A 15,927-nucleotide genomic window follows, 5' to 3' on the forward strand; every position below is an offset into this window, starting at 1 on the left:
GGGGGGGGCGCGGCGGGGGCCGCGGCCAGCGGGAGCGGCGGGGTCGGCGCGGGCTCGGCGACGGGTCGATCCAGCCAGGTCGTGACCGCGACGGCGAGCAGCGCCAGCACGGCCGCGAGCAGCAACCCGATCCGCCCCGCGCGTCCGGGGTCGATTCTGGCGCGCAGCACGGAATCGGGCAGCCACCTCTGCAAGTGCCTGCGCATTCCGGCGAACTGCCCGTGGGACGGTTCACGGGCGGAATGCCTACCGGTGGAATCGGGTCCGGCGCGCGATTCCGGTTCGCCCGCCACATCGGGTGGATCGGTGATTTCGTCGTCGGACGGGCGGAACCGGAGCGCTCGCCCGGTGCCCGCACCGTCGCGCTCCGCCTGCTGCTTCAACGCCAGCAGGCGGCTGCGCGGGGTGTCGTCGGGGGCGGCGGAATCGTCGAGGATGCCGCGGAAGAGAGTGGGGACGGCCATGAATTCGACGGTAAGAACGGACGCCGACTTCGACCAGCCCCGAGTTCGACATCTGTGGATGGATCGCCGACCTGTGGACAACTCGGCGCAATTCATCACGAACAGGCGACGGAGAATTCCCCCGAAAGGAATCGAATCCGAATTCGCCTACTGGAAATTCAACGCGCGAGCCGCCAGCCACCGGGCAGCACCACGGCCCCGAGCGCACCGGGACCGATGTGCGCCCCCACCACCGGCCCCACCTCGGAGACCACGCAGTCCAGCGCGACCGAAGCCTGGCGCCGCAACTGCTCGGCCAACCGCTCCGCCCACTCCGGGGCGTCCAAGTGGTGGATCGCCACCGACAGCGAACCCGACTCCGCCCCCCGGGCCACCAGGTCGAGCAGGCGGGCGTGCGCGCGAGCCGTCGTCCGCACCTTCTCCAGCAGCTCCACGCGGCCCTCGTGGACGTGCAGCAGCGGTTTGATGGCCAGCGCCGTGCCCAGCACCGCCGCCGCGGCACCGATCCGGCCACCGCGGCGCAGGTGTTCCAAGGTCTGCACGGAGAACAACGTGCGGGTCCGCTGCGCGATCAAGGCCGCCCGGCTCTCCACCGCCGACAGCCCGGCTCCGGCCCGGGCGCTGTCCGCCGCGCCCAGCGCCGCGAACCCCAGCCCCATCGCCGCGGACCGCGAGTCGACCACCCGGATCCGATTCGGATCGACCTCGCGAGCCGCCAGCCGGGCCGCGTCCCAGGTACCCGACAACCGGCGGGACAGGTGCACCGACACGACGCCGTCCGCCCCGCTCTGCAGCGCTTCCCGGTAGGCGGTGGCGAACTCGCCCGCACTCGCGCCGGACGTGGTCACGCGCTCCTTGCGATCCCAGGCGGCCGTCAACCGGCCCGAGTCGAACTCGTGCTCCGGGATCGAATCGGCGCCCTGCACGCTCACGTGCAGCGGGACCACCCGGAGCGCGTGCCGCTGCGCGAAACCCGCGGGCAGGTACGCGGTCGAATCGGTGACGACGGCTACGGACACGCGCGCAACCCTAACCAGGAGCGGTGCTCAGGCGGGGACACCACCGTTGTACGTGGTCAGCCGCCACCGGTCGGTCCCGGTGCGGCGCGTCAGCACCACCCAGTGGCAGTTGGAGATCCCGCCGAGGCTCGGCCACAACTCCACCGGCAGCTCCAGCATCCGGGCGGTGAGCCCGGTGATGAGGCCGCCGTGCGCGCAGACCAGCGCGGTCTCCTGGTAGGTGGTGTCCAGCTCCGACACGACTTCGAAGGCCCGCTCCGCCACCTCGACGCGGGACTCGCCGCCCGGCGGGGACCAGGTGGCGTCCGAGCGCCACACGGCCATCGAGCCCGGCCAGCCGTGCTCCACCTCGGCGCCGCTGAGCCCCTGCCACTCGCCCAGGTGCGTCTCCCGCAACCGCTTGTCCTGGCGCACCGGCATCCCGGAGAGCTCGGTGAACGCGGCCGCGGTGGCGCTCGCGCGACGCAGGTCCGACCCGACCGCGACCTCCGGTTCGAAGGCCGCGACGACCGGGGCGGCCCGCTGCGCCTGCGCGATGCCCGCGTCGGTCAGGGAGGTGTCCAGGTGCCCCTGGATGCGGCCGGCGGCGTTGTAGTCCGTCTCGCCGTGCCGCCAGAGCACCAGGCGAGCCAAGCTCACTCGTCGCCGTCCCGCTGCTCGGCGCTGTCCACGAAGTCGATCCGCGGGCAGTCCTTCCACAGCCGTTCCAGCTCGTAGACGGCGCGTTCCTCGGTGTGCTGCACGTGTACGACCACGTCGACGAAGTCGAGCAGCACCCAGCGCCCCTCGCGGGCGCCTTCGCGCCGCACCGGCTTGGTGCCCGCGGCGCGCATCTTCTCCTCGACGTTCTCCACGATCGAATCGACCTGGCGCTCGTTCGCCGCCGAGGCGATCACGAAGCAGTCGGTGATGACCAGCTGCTCGGAGACGTCGAGCAGCACGAGATCGTTCGCCTTCTTGTCGGCCGCGGCCTGCGCCGCGACCAGGGCCAGCCTGCGGGCTTCCTCAGTGGCTGCCACGTCTCTCCTCTCAGGCGGGCACGGTTCCGCCCACGCGACCCAGGATAGCCAGCGCGTGCACGCCTCCCGCGACCCGCCGGGGTCGGACGGCGGAACGGGAAAACCGGTTGCCGCCGATCGGACACTGGAACGGTGCGAGGAGGCGAGATGCGGATACGTCCGGCGCGGCAGGACGACGAGCGGGCGCTGGCGCGGATCTCGCGCGCCGCGTGGACCCCGGAATCGTCCGTGTTCCCCCGACCCGCCGCCGACGCCCCGTTCTTCCGCGAGCCGGTCGTCCCGGAGAACGTGCTCGTAGCGCTCGCCGCGGACGAACCGATCGGCTTGATCAAGCTCGTCCCGATGGCGACCGCCCAGCCCAGGCTCGGCGCGGCCGCCGCGCACGTGCAGCAGATCTACGGCCTGTCCGTGGTTCCGGAGTACCAGGGCCGCCGGGCCGGGACCGAGCTCCTCGGGGCCGCTCGCGCGGAGGCGGTCGCCCGGGGCGCGCGGCGCATCACCCTGCGGGTGCTCGGCGGCAATCCGCGGGCGCAGCGGTTGTACGAGCGGCTCGGCTACCGGGTCGAGGGCGTCGAGCGCGAGCAGTTCCTCCTGGGCGGGACCTACGTCGACGACGTCCTGCTCGCCTTGGACCTGACCTGACGGCCACCCCGCGCAGTCGGGGCGGCGCACCGAATCCGGTGCTCGAGCGCGTACCGCTGCCGACAGCCCACCGGCCGAGCGCCCGGCACGGTCTTGACGGCGGCGAAGTGGTTCCACTACGGCCGCACGAGGGCTCCGGACCGCTACGTTGGCTTGCGTGACTCCGGAGCGGACGCCGCCACTCGAACCGGCGATATCGGCGGACGTCCACGGTCTCCACCGGCTTCGGCGAGAGCTCGAGGACTGGCTCCAGGCGAAGGACGTCGACCAGTGGCAACCCGGCGAAGTGAGCCCGCACGACATCGCGTCCCAGATCGCGCGACACGAGTGGTACGTCCTGCGAGACGCCGATCTCGGTCTCGTCGCCGCCTTGCGGATCCTCCGTGCCGACCCGGCCTTCTGGGGCGACGACCCCACGCCGGCCGTCTACGTCCACGGCCTCATGGTGAGTCGGCGGAAAGCGGGACACGGGCTCGGTTCTTCGTTGTTGCGCTGGGCCGGTGATCGAGGTCGGGCGAGTCGGGCTCGGTTCCTGCGGCTGGACTGCGACGAGTCGAACGAGGTCCTCCGCGCCTTCTACCGCGACCTCGGTTTCCGCGAGGTGGGACGCCGCGATTTCACCGACGGGCAGTTCAGCGTCACCCTGTTCCAGAAGGTGCTCTGACCGCGCCGGGGACGGCTCCCGGTCTGAGTTGTACCGAGGTCGTACCGGCTGCTCACGGCCCCCACTCCGGTGCGGGTCCGGCGTCGTCGGGGCGGTAGAGGCCGCGCTTGGTGATGTACTGGACGATCCCGTCGGGGACGAGGTACCAGACCGGCAGTCCGGCGTGGACGCGTTGGCGGCAGCCCGTGGAGGAGATCGCCATCGCCGGGATCTCCACCAGCGACACCGACCCCTGCGGCAGGTGCGCGTCGTCGAGCGAGTAGCCGGGACGGGTGACGCCGATGAAGTGGGCGAGCTCGAACAGCTCCTCCACCCGGTGCCAGGACAGGATCTGCTCCAGCGCGTCGGCGCCGGTGATGAAGTACAGCTCGGCATCCGGGTACAGCGCGCGCAGGTCGCTGAGGGTGTCGGCGGTGTAGGTGGGGCCGCTGCGGTCCACGTCCACCCGGCTCACCGAGAACCGCGGGTTGGAGGCGGTGGCGACCACCGTCATCAGGTAGCGGTCCTCGGCGGGGCTGACCGCCTCGTGACCCTTCTGCCACGGCTGACCGGTCGGCACGAAGATCACTTGTTCGAGGCCGAACTGGGCCTGCACTTCACTGGCCGCTACGAGGTGGCCGTGGTGGATCGGGTCGAAGGTGCCACCCATGACCCCGATACGGCGCCGACGAGACATGACTGCAGACCCTAAACGAGCGACGCCCCGACCAGCCCCGATGAACGTCGTGACGGTGACCGATCCCACCCCGGGGACGGGTCACCGGCGGACTCAGCCCGCGGGCCGCACGTGCCCGTCGCCGTACACGAGCCACTTGGTGGAGGTCAGCTCCGGCAGCCCCATCGGGCCGCGCGCGTGCAGCTTCTGGGTGGAGATGCCGATCTCGGCGCCCATCCCGAACTCGGCGCCGTCGGTGAACGCGGTCGAGGCGTTGACCATGACGGCCGCCGAGTCGACGCGGGCGGTGAAGGACCGGGCCGCGCGCACGTCGTCGGTCACGATCGCCTCGGTGTGCCCGGAGCCGTGCGCGCGGATGTGCTCGGTGGCGGCCTGCAACGAGTCGACGACGGCGGCGGCGATGTCCAGCGAGCCGTACTCGGTGTCCCAGTCGGAGTCCTCGGCGGCGAGGACGCCGGAACCACCGAGCCGGGCGACCTCCTCGTCGCCGTGCACGGTGACGCCCGCGGCGCGCAGTTCGGCGACGGCGCGGGGCACGAACTCGGCGGCGATGTCCCGGTGCACCAGCAGCGTCTCGGCCGCGTTGCACACGCTGGGACGGCGGGCCTTGGAGTTCAGCAGGATGCGCAGCGCGGTGTCGATGTCGGCGCGCGCGTCGACGTAGACGTGGCAGTTGCCGACGCCGGTCTCGATGGTGGGCACGGTGGACTGCTCGACGACCGTGGAGATCAGCCCGGCGCCGCCGCGCGGGATCACCACGTCGACCAGCCCCCGCGCGGTGATCAGATGCCGCACCGAGGCGCGGTCGTGGCTGGGCAGCAGCTGGATCGCGTCCGCGGGCAGCCCCTGCTCGACGAGGACGTCGCGCAGCACCCCGACGAGCGCGGTGTTCGAGCGCTCGGCGGAGGCCGATCCGCGCAGCAGCACCGCGTTCCCGGACTTCGCGGTGAGCCCGGCCGCGTCCACGGTCACGTTGGGCCTGCCCTCGTAGACGATGCCGACGACGCCCAGCGGCACCCGGACCTGCTGCAGCTGCAGCCCGTTGGCGAGCACGCTGCCGCGCACCACCTCACCGGTCGGGTCGGGCAGCCCGGCGACGGTGCGCAGGCCGTCGGCGATGCTCGCGACGCGATCGTCGGTCAGGCGCAGCCGGTCGATCAGCCCGGCGGCGGTGCCGTTCTCCTCGGCCCGCGCGACGTCGAGCTCGTTCGCCGCCAAGATCTCCGGGGCCCGTTCGACCAGCGCGTCGGCCATGGCGCGCAGTGCGGAGTCCTTGGCGCCGCGCGGCAGCAGGGCCAGTTCCGCGGCGGCGTCGCGGGCGGCGCGGGCCGCCGCGCGCACCTGCTCGCGGAGCTCGTCGCCGGAGGCCTGCGCGTGCTGGTCGGTGGAGGCATCGATGCTCGTCGTCACGCACCCCAGCCTAGTGGGGCGGCGCAACGGAGTTCCGCTGGTGAGGAACCGGCGGGCGGTGCCGGGCGCGTCGGGGCCGTCCGGTAGGAATCGTGGCGTGGACGAACAAGCCCTGCGGGAACTCGCCGACGAACGGCTCCGCGCGCTGGCCGGTCCGGACGCCGTGCTGCGCGACGACCAGTGGCGCGCCATCGAAGCGCTCGTGCTGCACCGCCGCCGCGCGCTCGTGGTGCAGCGCACCGGCTGGGGCAAGTCGGCGGTGTACTTCCTGGCCACGGCGCTGCTGCGCGAACTCGGCGAAGGCCCCACGGTGATCGTCTCGCCGCTGCTGGCGCTGATGCGCAACCAGGTCGAAGCCGCCGAGGCCGCCGGGGTCCGCGCCGCCAGCATCAACTCGGCGAACCCGCAGGCGTGGCAGGCCATCGAGGAGCAGATCGCCGTCGGCGACGTGGACGTGCTGCTGGTGAGCCCCGAACGGCTGAACAACCCGGATTTCCGGGACACCGTGCTGCCCGAGCTGACGCACAGCGCGGGCCTGCTCGTGGTGGACGAGGCGCACTGCATCTCCGACTGGGGCCACGACTTCCGTCCGGACTACCGCAGGTTGCGAACGCTGCTGGGCGAGCTCCCCGAGGGCGTGCCGGTGCTGGCCACCACCGCCACCGCCAACGACCGCGTCGTGCAGGACGTGTCCGAGCAGCTCGGCGTCGGCGGCGAGTTCAGCGACCCGCAGGAGACGCTGGTGCTGCGCGGCACCCTCGACCGGGAGAGCCTGCGGCTCGGCGTGGTGGAGCTGCCGACGGCGCAGGCGCGGCTGGCGTGGCTGGCGAGCAACCTCGGCGAGCTCACCGGTTCCGGGATCATCTACACGCTCACCGTCGCGGGGACCGAGGAGGTCGCCGGCTACCTGCGCGACCAGGGTTTCGAGGTGGCGTCCTACTCGGGCCGCACCGACCCGGAGGAGCGGCAGCGCGCCGAGGAGGACCTGCTGGCGAACCGGGTGAAGGCGCTGGTCGCCACCTCGGCGCTGGGCATGGGCTTCGACAAGCCCGACCTGGGGTTCGTGGTGCACCTGGGGGCGCCGTCCTCGCCGATCGCCTACTACCAGCAGATCGGGCGGGCCGGCCGCGGCGTGCGGCGGGCGGAGGCGCTGCTGCTGCCCGGCCCGGAGGACCAGGAGATCTGGCGCTACTTCGCATCACTGGCGTTCCCACCGGAGGCCACGGTGCGCGCCATCCTCGCCGCCCTCACCGAAGCAGGCACGTTGTCCACGGCCGCGCTGGAGCCCCGCGTCGACCTGGGCCGCTCCCGGCTGGAGATGGTGCTCAAGGTCCTCGACGTGGACGGCGCGGTGCGCCGGGTCAAGGGCGGTTGGGAGGCGACCGGCGAGCCGTGGACCTACGAGGCGGAGCGCTACGGGCGGATCGCCGCGGAACGCGCCGCCGAGCAGCAGGCCATGCTGGACTACCTCGCCACCCCGGACTGCCGGATGGAGTTCCTGCGCCGCCAGCTCGACGACCCGCACGCGCAACCGTGCGGCCGCTGCGACAACTGCACCGGGCAGCGCCACTCCGCCGAGGTCGACGAGCAGGTGGTGCAGCGGGCGACCGAACGGCTGCACCGGCCCGGCGTGGAGCTGGAACCGCGCAAGATGTGGCCCACCGGGATGGACGCGCTGGGCGTGCCCGTGTCGGGGCGGCTACCCGCGGCCGAACGCGCCGAGCAGGGCCGGGCCGTCGGCAGGCTGACCGACATCGGCTGGGGAAACCGGCTGCGCGAGCTGCTGGGCAACGGCGTCCCGGACCAGGAGCTGCCGGAGGACCTGTTCCAGGCGTGCGTGCAGGTGCTCGCCGCGTGGAAGTGGGAGCAGCGGCCGGTCGGCGTGGTCTCCGTCGGCTCGAACAGCAGGCCGCTGCTGGTGCGCAGCCTCGCGCAGCGCATCGCCACCATCGGGAGGCTGCCGCTGCTCGGCGAGGTCGCCACCAACCCGGACAGCACGCCGCGGCGGGGCAACAGCGCGCAGCGCGTCGGCACGCTCCGCGGCCAGTTCAAGATCCCCGACGAGCTCGCGTCGCGGATCGCCGAGCTGGACGGCCCGGTGCTGCTGATGGACGACTACGCCGACACCGGCTGGACCGCGGCGATCGTGGCCCGCACGCTGCGGCTCGCGGGCGCCCCCGCGGTGCTGCCGTTCACCCTCGCCTCGACGGGCTGACCGCGGTTCCCGGGAGCTGGGAAGGGTTCCCAACCGGGCACGGACCGCCATAGTGTGACGCGGTCTGTGCGGGGGAGGCTGCGGATGGTGACGTCGAGGTCGGAGGTGCCGGAGCGGCACCGGCTTCCGGTGCGCAAGCTGGTCGCGGCCAGCATCGGCAATGCGATCGAGTGGTACGACTGGACGATCTACAGCGCGTTCAGCGTGTACTTCGCGAGCCGCTTCTTCCCCGGTGAGCTGGCGCTGGTGAACACGCTGGCGACGTTCGCGCTCGCGTTCTTCTTCCGCCCGCTCGGCGGCTGGCTGCTGGGCCGGTTCGCCGACCTGCGCGGGCGCAAGACGGCGATGCTGCTGACGATCGCGCTGATGGCGGGCGGCTCGCTGCTGATCGGGGTGCTGCCCACCTTCGACCTGATCGGCTGGGGCGCACCGGTGCTGCTGGTGCTCGCGCGCATCGGGCAGGGGCTGTCGCTGGGTGGTGAGGTCTCGAACGCCTCCGCCTATCTGGCCGAGATCGCCCCGGCGAGCAGGCGCGGCCGGTACTCGTCGTTCTTCTACATCTCCACCGGGGCGGCGCTGCTGGTGGCCTCGCTGCTGGGGTACCTGCTGACCTCGGTGCTGACCGAGCAGCAGCTGACCGCGTTCGGCTGGCGCATCCCGTTCGTCATCGGCGGGGTGCTCGGCCTGATCGGCATCTGGTTGCGGCGGTCGCTGGAGGAGACCGAGCAGTTCGCCGACAACCGGGAGAAGGCGCGGGCGCTGCGTAGTCCACTGTGGACGACGCTGCGGCTGCACCCCCAGGCCGTGGGCATGCTCATCGGGTTCAGCATGCTCTCCACGCTCTGCTACTACACGTTCTTCAGCGCGCTCACCCCGTTCGCCGTGGACACCCGGCACGCGGACGCGACGGACGTGTTCCTCGCGCTGTCGGTGGCGACGGTGCTGTTCATCGCGCTGCAGTACCCGATGGGGGCGCTCTCCGACCGGTTCGGCCGCAAGCCGCAGCTGCTGGTGTGGTCGGCCGCGACGGCGGTGCTGATCGTGCCGCTGTCCGCGCTGGTCGGGCCGGGACTCGGCGGGCTGCTGGTGGTGTTCTGCGTCGGCGTCGGGCTCTACTCGGCGATGACCTCGATCGCCCCGGCGATCATGTCGGAGCTCTTCCCGACGGAGCTGCGCGGCCTCGGCATCGGCGCTTGGTACAACCTGACCGTCGCGGTGTTCGGCGGGACGGCGCCCCTGGTGATCCAGGCGTTCGCCGCGTTCGGCGCGGAGGCGCTGTTCTTCTGGTACATCGCGGCCGCGGCCGTCATCGCGTTCTTCGTGATCCTGGCGCTGCCGGAAACCCGGGGCAGCGAACTGCGCTAGCGCAGCGGCACCAGGTCGTCGGCGTGCACCACTTCGCGGCGCTGCTCGGCGGGCAGCTCGTGGCTGGACCGGCCGACGAGCTCCGGCAGTTCCGCCGCGTCGTAGGCGACGACGCCGCGGGCCACCACGGCTCCGGCCGGGTCGACGAGCTCCACCACGTCCCCGCCGTCGAACGCGCCCTCCACCGAGGTGATCCCCGCGGCCAGCAGCGAGCGGCGCCGCCGCACCACGGCCGCGACCGCGCCGTCGTCGATCCACAACCTGCCGCGCGCACCCGCCGCGTGCGCCAGCCAGAAGCGCCGGGCGGAGAGCCTGCTGCCGGTGGTGGCGAACGCGGTGCCCACGTCGGCGGCGCCGAGGGCCCGTGCGGCCTGCGCCGCCGAGGTCAGCAGCACCGGGATGCCCGCGGTGCACGCGACCCGCGCGGCCTCCACCTTCGAGGCCATGCCACCGGTGCCCACCCCGGAACCCGAGGCGCCGGCGTCCACCCCGGCCAGGTCGGCGGCGCTGGTGACCTCGCGGATCGCCGACGCCCCACCGCCGCGCGGATCCCCGTCGTACAGGGCGTCCACATCGGACAGCAGCAGCAGCGCGTCGGCACCGACCAGGTGCGAGACCAGCGCGGCCAGCCGGTCGTTGTCGCCGAACCGGATCTCCGCGGTGGCGACCGTGTCGTTCTCGTTCACCACCGGCACCACGCCGAGGGTGAGCAGCCGGTTCAACGTGCGCTGCGCGTTGCGGTAGTGCGCGCGCCGCACCACGTCGTCGGCGGTGAGCAGCACCTGCCCCACGGTGCGCCGGTAGCGGGCGAAGGACTCGGCGTAGGCGTGCGCCAGCGCCTGCTGCCCCACGCTCGCCGCGGCCTGCTTGGTGGCCAGGTCGCGCGGACGGCGGCGCAGCCCCAGCGGGGCGATGCCCGCGGCGATGGCACCGGAGGACACCACCACGACCTGGCCGCCGGTGGCGACGCGTGCTTCCACCGCGTCCACCAGGGCCGCGAGCCGCGCCTGGTCCAGCGCTCCCCGGCCGGTGGTCAACGAGGACGAGCCGACCTTGACGACGATGCGGTGCGCCGCCGCGATCGAGTCGCGGGTCGGCGAGGACTGCACCGCGCCGGTCACTCGTCCTCCTCGGCTCCCCCGGCGTAGCCGCCTTCCGCGTCGAGGTTCCCGCGGCGGGCCTTCTTCGCCGCCTTCCGGTCGGCCGCGCCGATCCGGTCGGTCGCGTCCAGGCGCGAGTCGGTGCCGCGGCCGGTGAGCACGGCCGCGACCCCCGCCGGGGTGGACGGCTCCCAGTCGAACGTGACGCCGCCGATGGTGACCTGGCTGCCCGGTTCGGCACCGGCCTTGCCGAGCGCCTCCTCCACGCCGAGCTTCGCGAGCCGGTCGGCGAGGAAGCCCACCGCCTCGTCGTTGTCGAACGCGGTCTGGCGCACCCACCGCTCCGGCTTCTCGCCGCGCACGACGAACGCCTCGTCGTCCTCCGGGTCGGTCTCCACGGTGAAACCGCTGTCGCCGATGGCGCGCGGGCGCACCACGACCCGGGCCGGCTCCGGTTCGGGCAGCGAAGCCCGGTAGCGCTCGACCTCCTCGGCCATCGCGAACGACAGCTCACGGAGACCTTCGTGGCTGGCCGCCGACACCTCGAACACGCGCAGGCCGCGGGACTCCAGGTCGGGACGGATCAGCTCGGCCAGCTCGCGGGCCTCCGGCACGTCCACCTTGTTCAGCACCACCAGCCGCGGCCGGTCGCCGAGGTCGCCGTGCTCGCCCTGCAGCGCGGGCGTGTACCGGGCCAGCTCTTCTTCCAGCGCGTCGATGTCGGACAGCGGGTCGCGTCCCGGCTCCAGCGTCGCGCAGTCCACCACGTGCACCAGCACCGCGCACCGCTCGATGTGCCGCAGGAAGTCCAGGCCGAGCCCGCGCCCGTCGCTGGCGCCGGGGATCAGGCCGGGGACGTCGGCGACGGTGAACACGGTCTCGCCCGCGGTGACCACGCCGAGGTTCGGCGCCAGCGTGGTGAACGGGTAGTCCGCGATCTTCGGCTTGGCCGCGGAGACCACCGAGATCAGCGAGGACTTGCCCGCGGACGGGAAGCCGAGCAGCCCCACGTCGGCGACGGACTTCAGCTCCAGCACCAGGTCCTGCTCGTCCCCCGGCTCGCCGAGCAGCGCGAACCCGGGCGCCTTGCGCGCCTTCGAGGCCAGCGCCGCGTTGCCCAGCCCGCCGCGGCCGCCTTCGGCCGCGATGAACGTGGTGCCCGGCCCGACCAGGTCGGCCAGCACCTCACCGCTCTCGGTGAGCACGACCGTGCCGTCCGGGACGGGCAGCACCAGGTCTTCGCCGATGGCGCCGTTGCGCAGGCTGCCGCGCCCCTGCTTGCCGCTGGCCGCGGTCGCGTGCGGGCGGTGGTGGAAGTCCAGGAGCGTGTGCACGCCGGGGTCGACGACGAGCCGCACGTCGCCGCCGCGGCCGCCGTTGCCGCCGTCGGGGCCGCCGAGCGGTTTGAACTTCTCCCGGTGGACCGAGGCGCAGCCATTGCCCCCATCGCCAGCGGCGATGTGGATGGTCACGCGGTCAACGAACCGCGACACGAGTCCCTCCAGGTGCGGGGAGTGCTGACATTCGATGCGTTCCGCGAACGCGAACGAGGGGCGGGCCGGTGCAGAGACCGGACCCGCCCCTCGTCGGGAACTGCTGGTGCCGAGAGCCGGGTCAGACGACCTCGGCCGGCACGATGTTGACGGTCTTGCGACCGCGCTTGCTGCCGAACTCGACCTCACCGGCCGACAGCGCGAACAGCGTGTCGTCCTTGCCGCGGCCGACGTTCAGGCCGGGGTGGAACTTGGTGCCGCGCTGCCGAAGCAGGATCTCACCGGCCTTGACGACCTGGCCGCCGTAGCGCTTGACCCCGAGGTACTGGGGGTTCGAGTCGCGGCCGTTGCGAGAGCTGGAAGCGCCCTTCTTGTGTGCCATGACTACTCAGGTCCTCACTTGGTGATGCCGGTGACCTCAACGCGGGTCAACTTCTGACGGTGACCCTGGCGCTTCTGGTATCCGGTCTTGTTCTTGAACTTGTGGATGCGGATCTTGGGGCCCTTGGTCTGCTCGACCAGCTTCCCGGTCACCGAAACCTTCGCCAGTGCGTCGGCGTCGGCGGTGACGTCGGTGCCGTCGACGACCAGAACAGCCGGGAAGGTGACCTCGGTGCCGGAGTCGCCTTCGAGCTTCTCGACCTCGACGACGTCCCCGACCGCCACTTTGTACTGCTTGCCGCCGGTCTTGACGATCGCGTACATGAGTCGGAAGTCTCCTGCTACTCGGTTCGCTTGGTTCACCCGTTGACGCCCTCTCCGGCGAACCGGAGTTCCTACCGCCCGGCCGAGCCGGGCTTCGGGGGGTTCCTGCGTCGCGACCCTCGTCCCCACGAGGGGCACACCGGGTTCTACAGGCGTTTTGCCTCTCCGCCCGTCCGGCGGCGAGAAGTGCTCACACAGCATACAGACCACCCGGTGGCGCCCGACCACGAGGGGTCGGAGCAGCCGCGAGCGGGCAGGACGACAGCGTATGCCAGGCCGGATCCGGCCCGACGCGCACCCCCGGAACGGCCCGTCGGACGTGGCGAACGGCGCACCGATCAATGCGGGCGAAGGCCCCGGAACCCGCCGGACCGCTTGCTACGGTGGGTCGCCGTTCTACCGTGACATGGGGAAATTCGCGTGACCGAGATCGCAGCCGAGTCCGTTCCGGGGCGCGACGAGCACACCGAATCCGAGGGCCGGGACGACCTGCCGCGCGACCGCTTCCGGCGGCTGCGCGAAGGTCCGCTCGGGCCCCGGTTGCTGCTGCTGTCGGCCCTCGTACCGCCGCTGATGATGCTGCGGGAGGTGCTGCGCGCGCCCCAGCTGCACTTCTACGACTACTGGTGGGTCCTGCTGGACATCACCGGCGAGGACGGCTCGCTGCGGCCGGAGGCGCTGTTCGGCTTCCGCAACGAGCACCCGTTCGTGCTGCCGAGCCTGCTGTTCTGGCTCAGCGCCCGGTTCGGGCACGGGCTCAACCACCCGCTGGGGCTGGTGGTGCTGGCGTTCGGCGTGGGCTGCGTGCTGCTGGTGCTGGCGATGCTGCCCGCCTCGCTGAGCCGGTGGCAGCGCGCGGCGCTGGTGGTGGCGACCTCGACGCTGGTGTTCAACCCGCACGGCATCCACAACTTCGTGCGCTCGATGAGCGGCGCCTCGTGGATCTTGGCGATGCTGCTGGTGCTGGGCGCGCTGCTGGCGATGCAGCGGGGGCGGCTGCTGCCCGCGGTGGTGCTGGGGCTGCTGGCCTCCATCAGCTACGGCACCTCGTTCGCGGTGTGGCCGGCGCTATCGGTGGTCGGCTGGATGCGCGGGGAGCGGCGCGGCCGCGTCGCCACCCCGATGGTCGTCGGCGTGCTCGTGGTCGCCACCTGGCTGCTGCTGCGCGGCCCGCAGGGCGGCGGCGGTTCCTCCCCCACCGACGATCCGGCGCAGGCCCTGCTGGCCGGGCTGAGCATGCTCGGCATGGTGTGGACCGGCACCGAGCCGTCGCTGGCGCTGGTCGCCGGGGTCGCGGGGCTCGCGGTGCTGGCCCTGCACCTGCCCGGCTGCCTGCGCCCGGAGCACCGCGCGGCCAGCGCGCCCTGGTGGGGCCTCGCCGTGTACGCCGCGGGCTGCGCAGTGATGATCTCCGGTTCGCGGGCCGCGTTCGGCGAGTCCGCCGGGTTGCAGAGCCGGTACAACAGCATGACCGCGGCGCTGTGGATCGCGGTGCTGGTCATCGCCGTCGCCTGGGCGCGGTGGCCCGGAGTCCGGTCGATCGCGGTGTTCACCACCGTGCTCAGCACCGTCGCGCTGGGCGCGCCGATGGCGCAGGCGGTGCGCGAGGACGCGCCGAACCAGGACCTGCTGGCGGTCGCCGCGAAGGTCGGCACGACCGACGCGTTCACCGACCGCTTCCCCTCCCCCGAGCGGCTGCTGCCGCGGCTGCGGGCGCTCGGGCACTACCCGTTCTCCGACGAGTTCACCCTCGGCTGCGGCGACGACGTCGAGATCGGGACCCGGGTCAACACCGCGGACTGGCGGGTGCCCAGCATCGGCAGCTACCGGGAACCGCGGCCCGCCGGCTGGGACGTCGTCCTCAACGTGGAGACCGACCAGGTGCAGGGCGGCGCCCGGATGCTCAAGGGCTGGGCGATCTCCGGCATCGAACGCGCCCGCTGCGTCGCCGTCCTCGACCAGCGGGGCGAGGTCGTCGGCGGCGGTGTGGTCGACATCCCGCGCTCCGACGCCGAGAGCCAGACCCCCGGCATCGAGATCGGCCTCGGTTACCGCGCGGTGGTCCCCGCCGACACCGCCGGGCCGCTGCGCGTCGCGTTCCGCTTCCCCGACGGCTGGTGGATCCGCCCGCTCACCGAACAGCCGGAGGTGGTGTCGTGACCGAGCCCGCCGCGACCGTCGAGGTGTCCCTGCTGACCCCGGCGAAGGACGAGGCCGAGAGCCTGCCGAGGCTGTTCGCCGAGATCACCGCCGTGATGGACGCCCAGCAGCGCAGCTGGGAGCTGCTCGTCGTCGACGACGGCAGCTCGGACGGCAGCTGGCGGGTCATCACCGAGCACGCGGCCGCCGACCCGCGGATCCGCGGCCTGCGGATGCGGCGGAACTTCGGCAAGGCCGCCGCGCTCGCCGCCGGGGTCGCCGAGGTGCGCGGGCGGCTGCTGGTCACGCTCGACGCCGACCTGCAGGACGACCCGGCCGAGGTGCCGCGGCTGCTCGCCGAACTCGACGCGGGCGCCGACCTGGTCAGCGGGCACAAGGCGCAGCGCAAGGACCCGCTGGGCAAGCGGCTGCCGTCGAAGTTCTTCAACTGGATGACCGGGGTCATCACCGGGCTGCGGCTGTCCGACCACAACTGCGGGCTCAAAGCGGCCCGCACCGAGGTGTACCGGCGGGTACCGCTGTACGGCGAGCTGCACCGCTACATCCCGGCGCTGGCCCACCAGCTCGGCTACCGGGTGCGGGAGCTGCCGGTGCACCACCGGGCCCGCGAGCACGGCACGTCGAAGTACGGGCTGGAGCGCTACGTCCGCGGCGCGCTGGACCTGCTGACCGTGGTGGCGCTGACCCGCTACGGGCGGCGGCCCGCGCACCTGTTCGGCGGGCTGGGCATGGCCGCGGGCTCGGCGGGGACGCTGATCCTGCTGTACCTGACCGGGGTGTGGGTGTTCACCGAGCAGTCGATCGGGACGCGGCCGCTGCTGACGCTGGGCATCCTGCTGGAGATCTTCGCGGTGCAGATGATCTCCACCGGGCTGCTCGCCGAACTGGTGCTGCACCGCACCGGGCGCGACGCGGACGTCACCGACCTGGTCGCCGAGGACACTCGCTGACCCTGTTGTGCGGTGCTCGGGTGGCGGGTGGTCGTGCTGCGTGCG

At 72.7% G+C, this 15,927-nt stretch carries 15 protein-coding genes and 1 pseudogene; 6 read left to right on the top strand and 10 right to left on the bottom strand.

Annotation, left to right across the window (positions count from 1 at the left end; all coding sequences use genetic code 11):
- The 4 genes and pseudogenes from LCD33_RS11810 to rsfS all read right to left on the bottom strand — a co-directional run.
- Window positions 1-464 (bottom strand): annotated as a pseudogene (locus LCD33_RS11810) (hypothetical protein); the annotation flags it as partial.
- Between the two features lie 158 nt (window positions 465-622).
- Window positions 623-1,483 carry a DegV family protein gene (locus LCD33_RS11815; protein WP_224977843.1) on the bottom strand — a complete coding sequence of 287 codons (861 nt, stop codon included), beginning with the start codon at window positions 1,481-1,483 and terminating at the stop codon, window positions 623-625.
- Between the two features lie 27 nt (window positions 1,484-1,510).
- Window positions 1,511-2,122, bottom strand: coding sequence for a histidine phosphatase family protein (locus LCD33_RS11820; RefSeq protein WP_224961949.1), 612 nt, complete (start codon window positions 2,120-2,122; stop codon window positions 1,511-1,513).
- Complete coding sequence (rsfS, locus tag LCD33_RS11825) at window positions 2,119-2,502, bottom strand: ribosome silencing factor (RefSeq protein ID WP_224977844.1); 384 nt, start codon at window positions 2,500-2,502, stop codon at window positions 2,119-2,121. The genes LCD33_RS11820 and rsfS overlap by 4 nt, the downstream gene beginning before the upstream one ends.
- A gap of 147 nt (window positions 2,503-2,649) precedes the next feature.
- Here rsfS and LCD33_RS11830 point away from each other — a divergent pair, with 147 nt between their 5' ends.
- Together LCD33_RS11830 and LCD33_RS11835 are read left to right on the top strand one after the other, a co-directional pair.
- Window positions 2,650-3,144 (top strand): GNAT family N-acetyltransferase, encoded by a 495-nt coding sequence (locus tag LCD33_RS11830; protein WP_224977845.1) that lies wholly within the window; start codon window positions 2,650-2,652, stop codon window positions 3,142-3,144.
- A 157-nt stretch (window positions 3,145-3,301) separates the two neighbouring features.
- Complete coding sequence (locus LCD33_RS11835; protein WP_224961942.1) at window positions 3,302-3,808, top strand: GNAT family N-acetyltransferase; 507 nt, start codon at window positions 3,302-3,304, stop codon at window positions 3,806-3,808.
- 52 nt (window positions 3,809-3,860) lie between these two features.
- On the opposite strand, the gene nadD is transcribed toward LCD33_RS11835, so the two are convergent.
- On the bottom strand, window positions 3,861-4,484 hold the full coding sequence (nadD, locus tag LCD33_RS11840) for a nicotinate-nucleotide adenylyltransferase (protein WP_224961940.1): 624 nt from the start codon (window positions 4,482-4,484) through the stop codon (window positions 3,861-3,863).
- A gap of 93 nt (window positions 4,485-4,577) precedes the next feature.
- A complete protein-coding gene (locus tag LCD33_RS11845) occupies window positions 4,578-5,894 on the bottom strand; it encodes a glutamate-5-semialdehyde dehydrogenase (RefSeq protein ID WP_374108123.1) in 1,317 nt (438 codons plus the stop codon).
- A gap of 97 nt (window positions 5,895-5,991) precedes the next feature.
- Here LCD33_RS11845 and LCD33_RS11850 point away from each other — a divergent pair, with 97 nt between their 5' ends.
- The gene (locus tag LCD33_RS11850) at window positions 5,992-8,109 is read left to right on the top strand and encodes an ATP-dependent DNA helicase RecQ (RefSeq protein ID WP_224977846.1); all 2,118 of its coding nucleotides are present in this window, start codon (window positions 5,992-5,994) and stop codon (window positions 8,107-8,109) included.
- An 84-nt stretch (window positions 8,110-8,193) separates the two neighbouring features.
- Window positions 8,194-9,474, top strand: coding sequence for an MFS transporter (locus tag LCD33_RS11855; protein ID WP_224977847.1), 1,281 nt, complete (start codon window positions 8,194-8,196; stop codon window positions 9,472-9,474).
- Here the strand turns inward: LCD33_RS11855 and proB are convergent.
- The 4 genes from proB to rplU form a co-directional block, all read right to left on the bottom strand.
- Window positions 9,471-10,595, bottom strand: coding sequence for a glutamate 5-kinase (gene proB, locus LCD33_RS11860; RefSeq protein WP_224977848.1), 1,125 nt, complete (start codon window positions 10,593-10,595; stop codon window positions 9,471-9,473). The genes LCD33_RS11855 and proB overlap by 4 nt on opposite strands.
- Complete coding sequence (gene obgE, locus LCD33_RS11865; protein WP_224961953.1) at window positions 10,592-12,079, bottom strand: GTPase ObgE; 1,488 nt, start codon at window positions 12,077-12,079, stop codon at window positions 10,592-10,594. The genes proB and obgE overlap by 4 nt, the downstream gene beginning before the upstream one ends.
- 109 nt (window positions 12,080-12,188) lie before the next feature.
- Window positions 12,189-12,449: a 50S ribosomal protein L27 gene (gene rpmA, locus LCD33_RS11870; RefSeq protein WP_224961931.1), complete on the bottom strand. Its 261-nt coding sequence runs from the start codon at window positions 12,447-12,449 to the stop codon at window positions 12,189-12,191.
- 14 nt (window positions 12,450-12,463) lie between these two features.
- Window positions 12,464-12,772: a 50S ribosomal protein L21 gene (gene rplU / locus LCD33_RS11875; RefSeq protein WP_224961929.1), complete on the bottom strand. Its 309-nt coding sequence runs from the start codon at window positions 12,770-12,772 to the stop codon at window positions 12,464-12,466.
- Window positions 12,773-13,192: 420 nt separating this feature from the next.
- Here rplU and LCD33_RS11880 point away from each other — a divergent pair, with 420 nt between their 5' ends.
- Entirely contained in the window at window positions 13,193-14,932 is a 1,740-nt protein-coding gene (locus tag LCD33_RS11880; RefSeq protein WP_224961927.1) for a hypothetical protein, read from the top strand.
- Window positions 14,929-15,882, top strand: coding sequence for a glycosyltransferase family 2 protein (locus tag LCD33_RS11885; protein ID WP_224967261.1), 954 nt, complete (start codon window positions 14,929-14,931; stop codon window positions 15,880-15,882). Before LCD33_RS11880 ends, LCD33_RS11885 begins: the two co-directional genes overlap by 4 nt.
- The last annotated feature ends 45 nt before the right edge of the window (window positions 15,883-15,927 follow it).

Origin of the sequence: Saccharopolyspora sp. 7B (assembly GCF_020177435.1) — a bacterium.
Taxonomy (GTDB): domain Bacteria; phylum Actinomycetota; class Actinomycetes; order Mycobacteriales; family Pseudonocardiaceae; genus Saccharopolyspora_C; species Saccharopolyspora_C gregorii.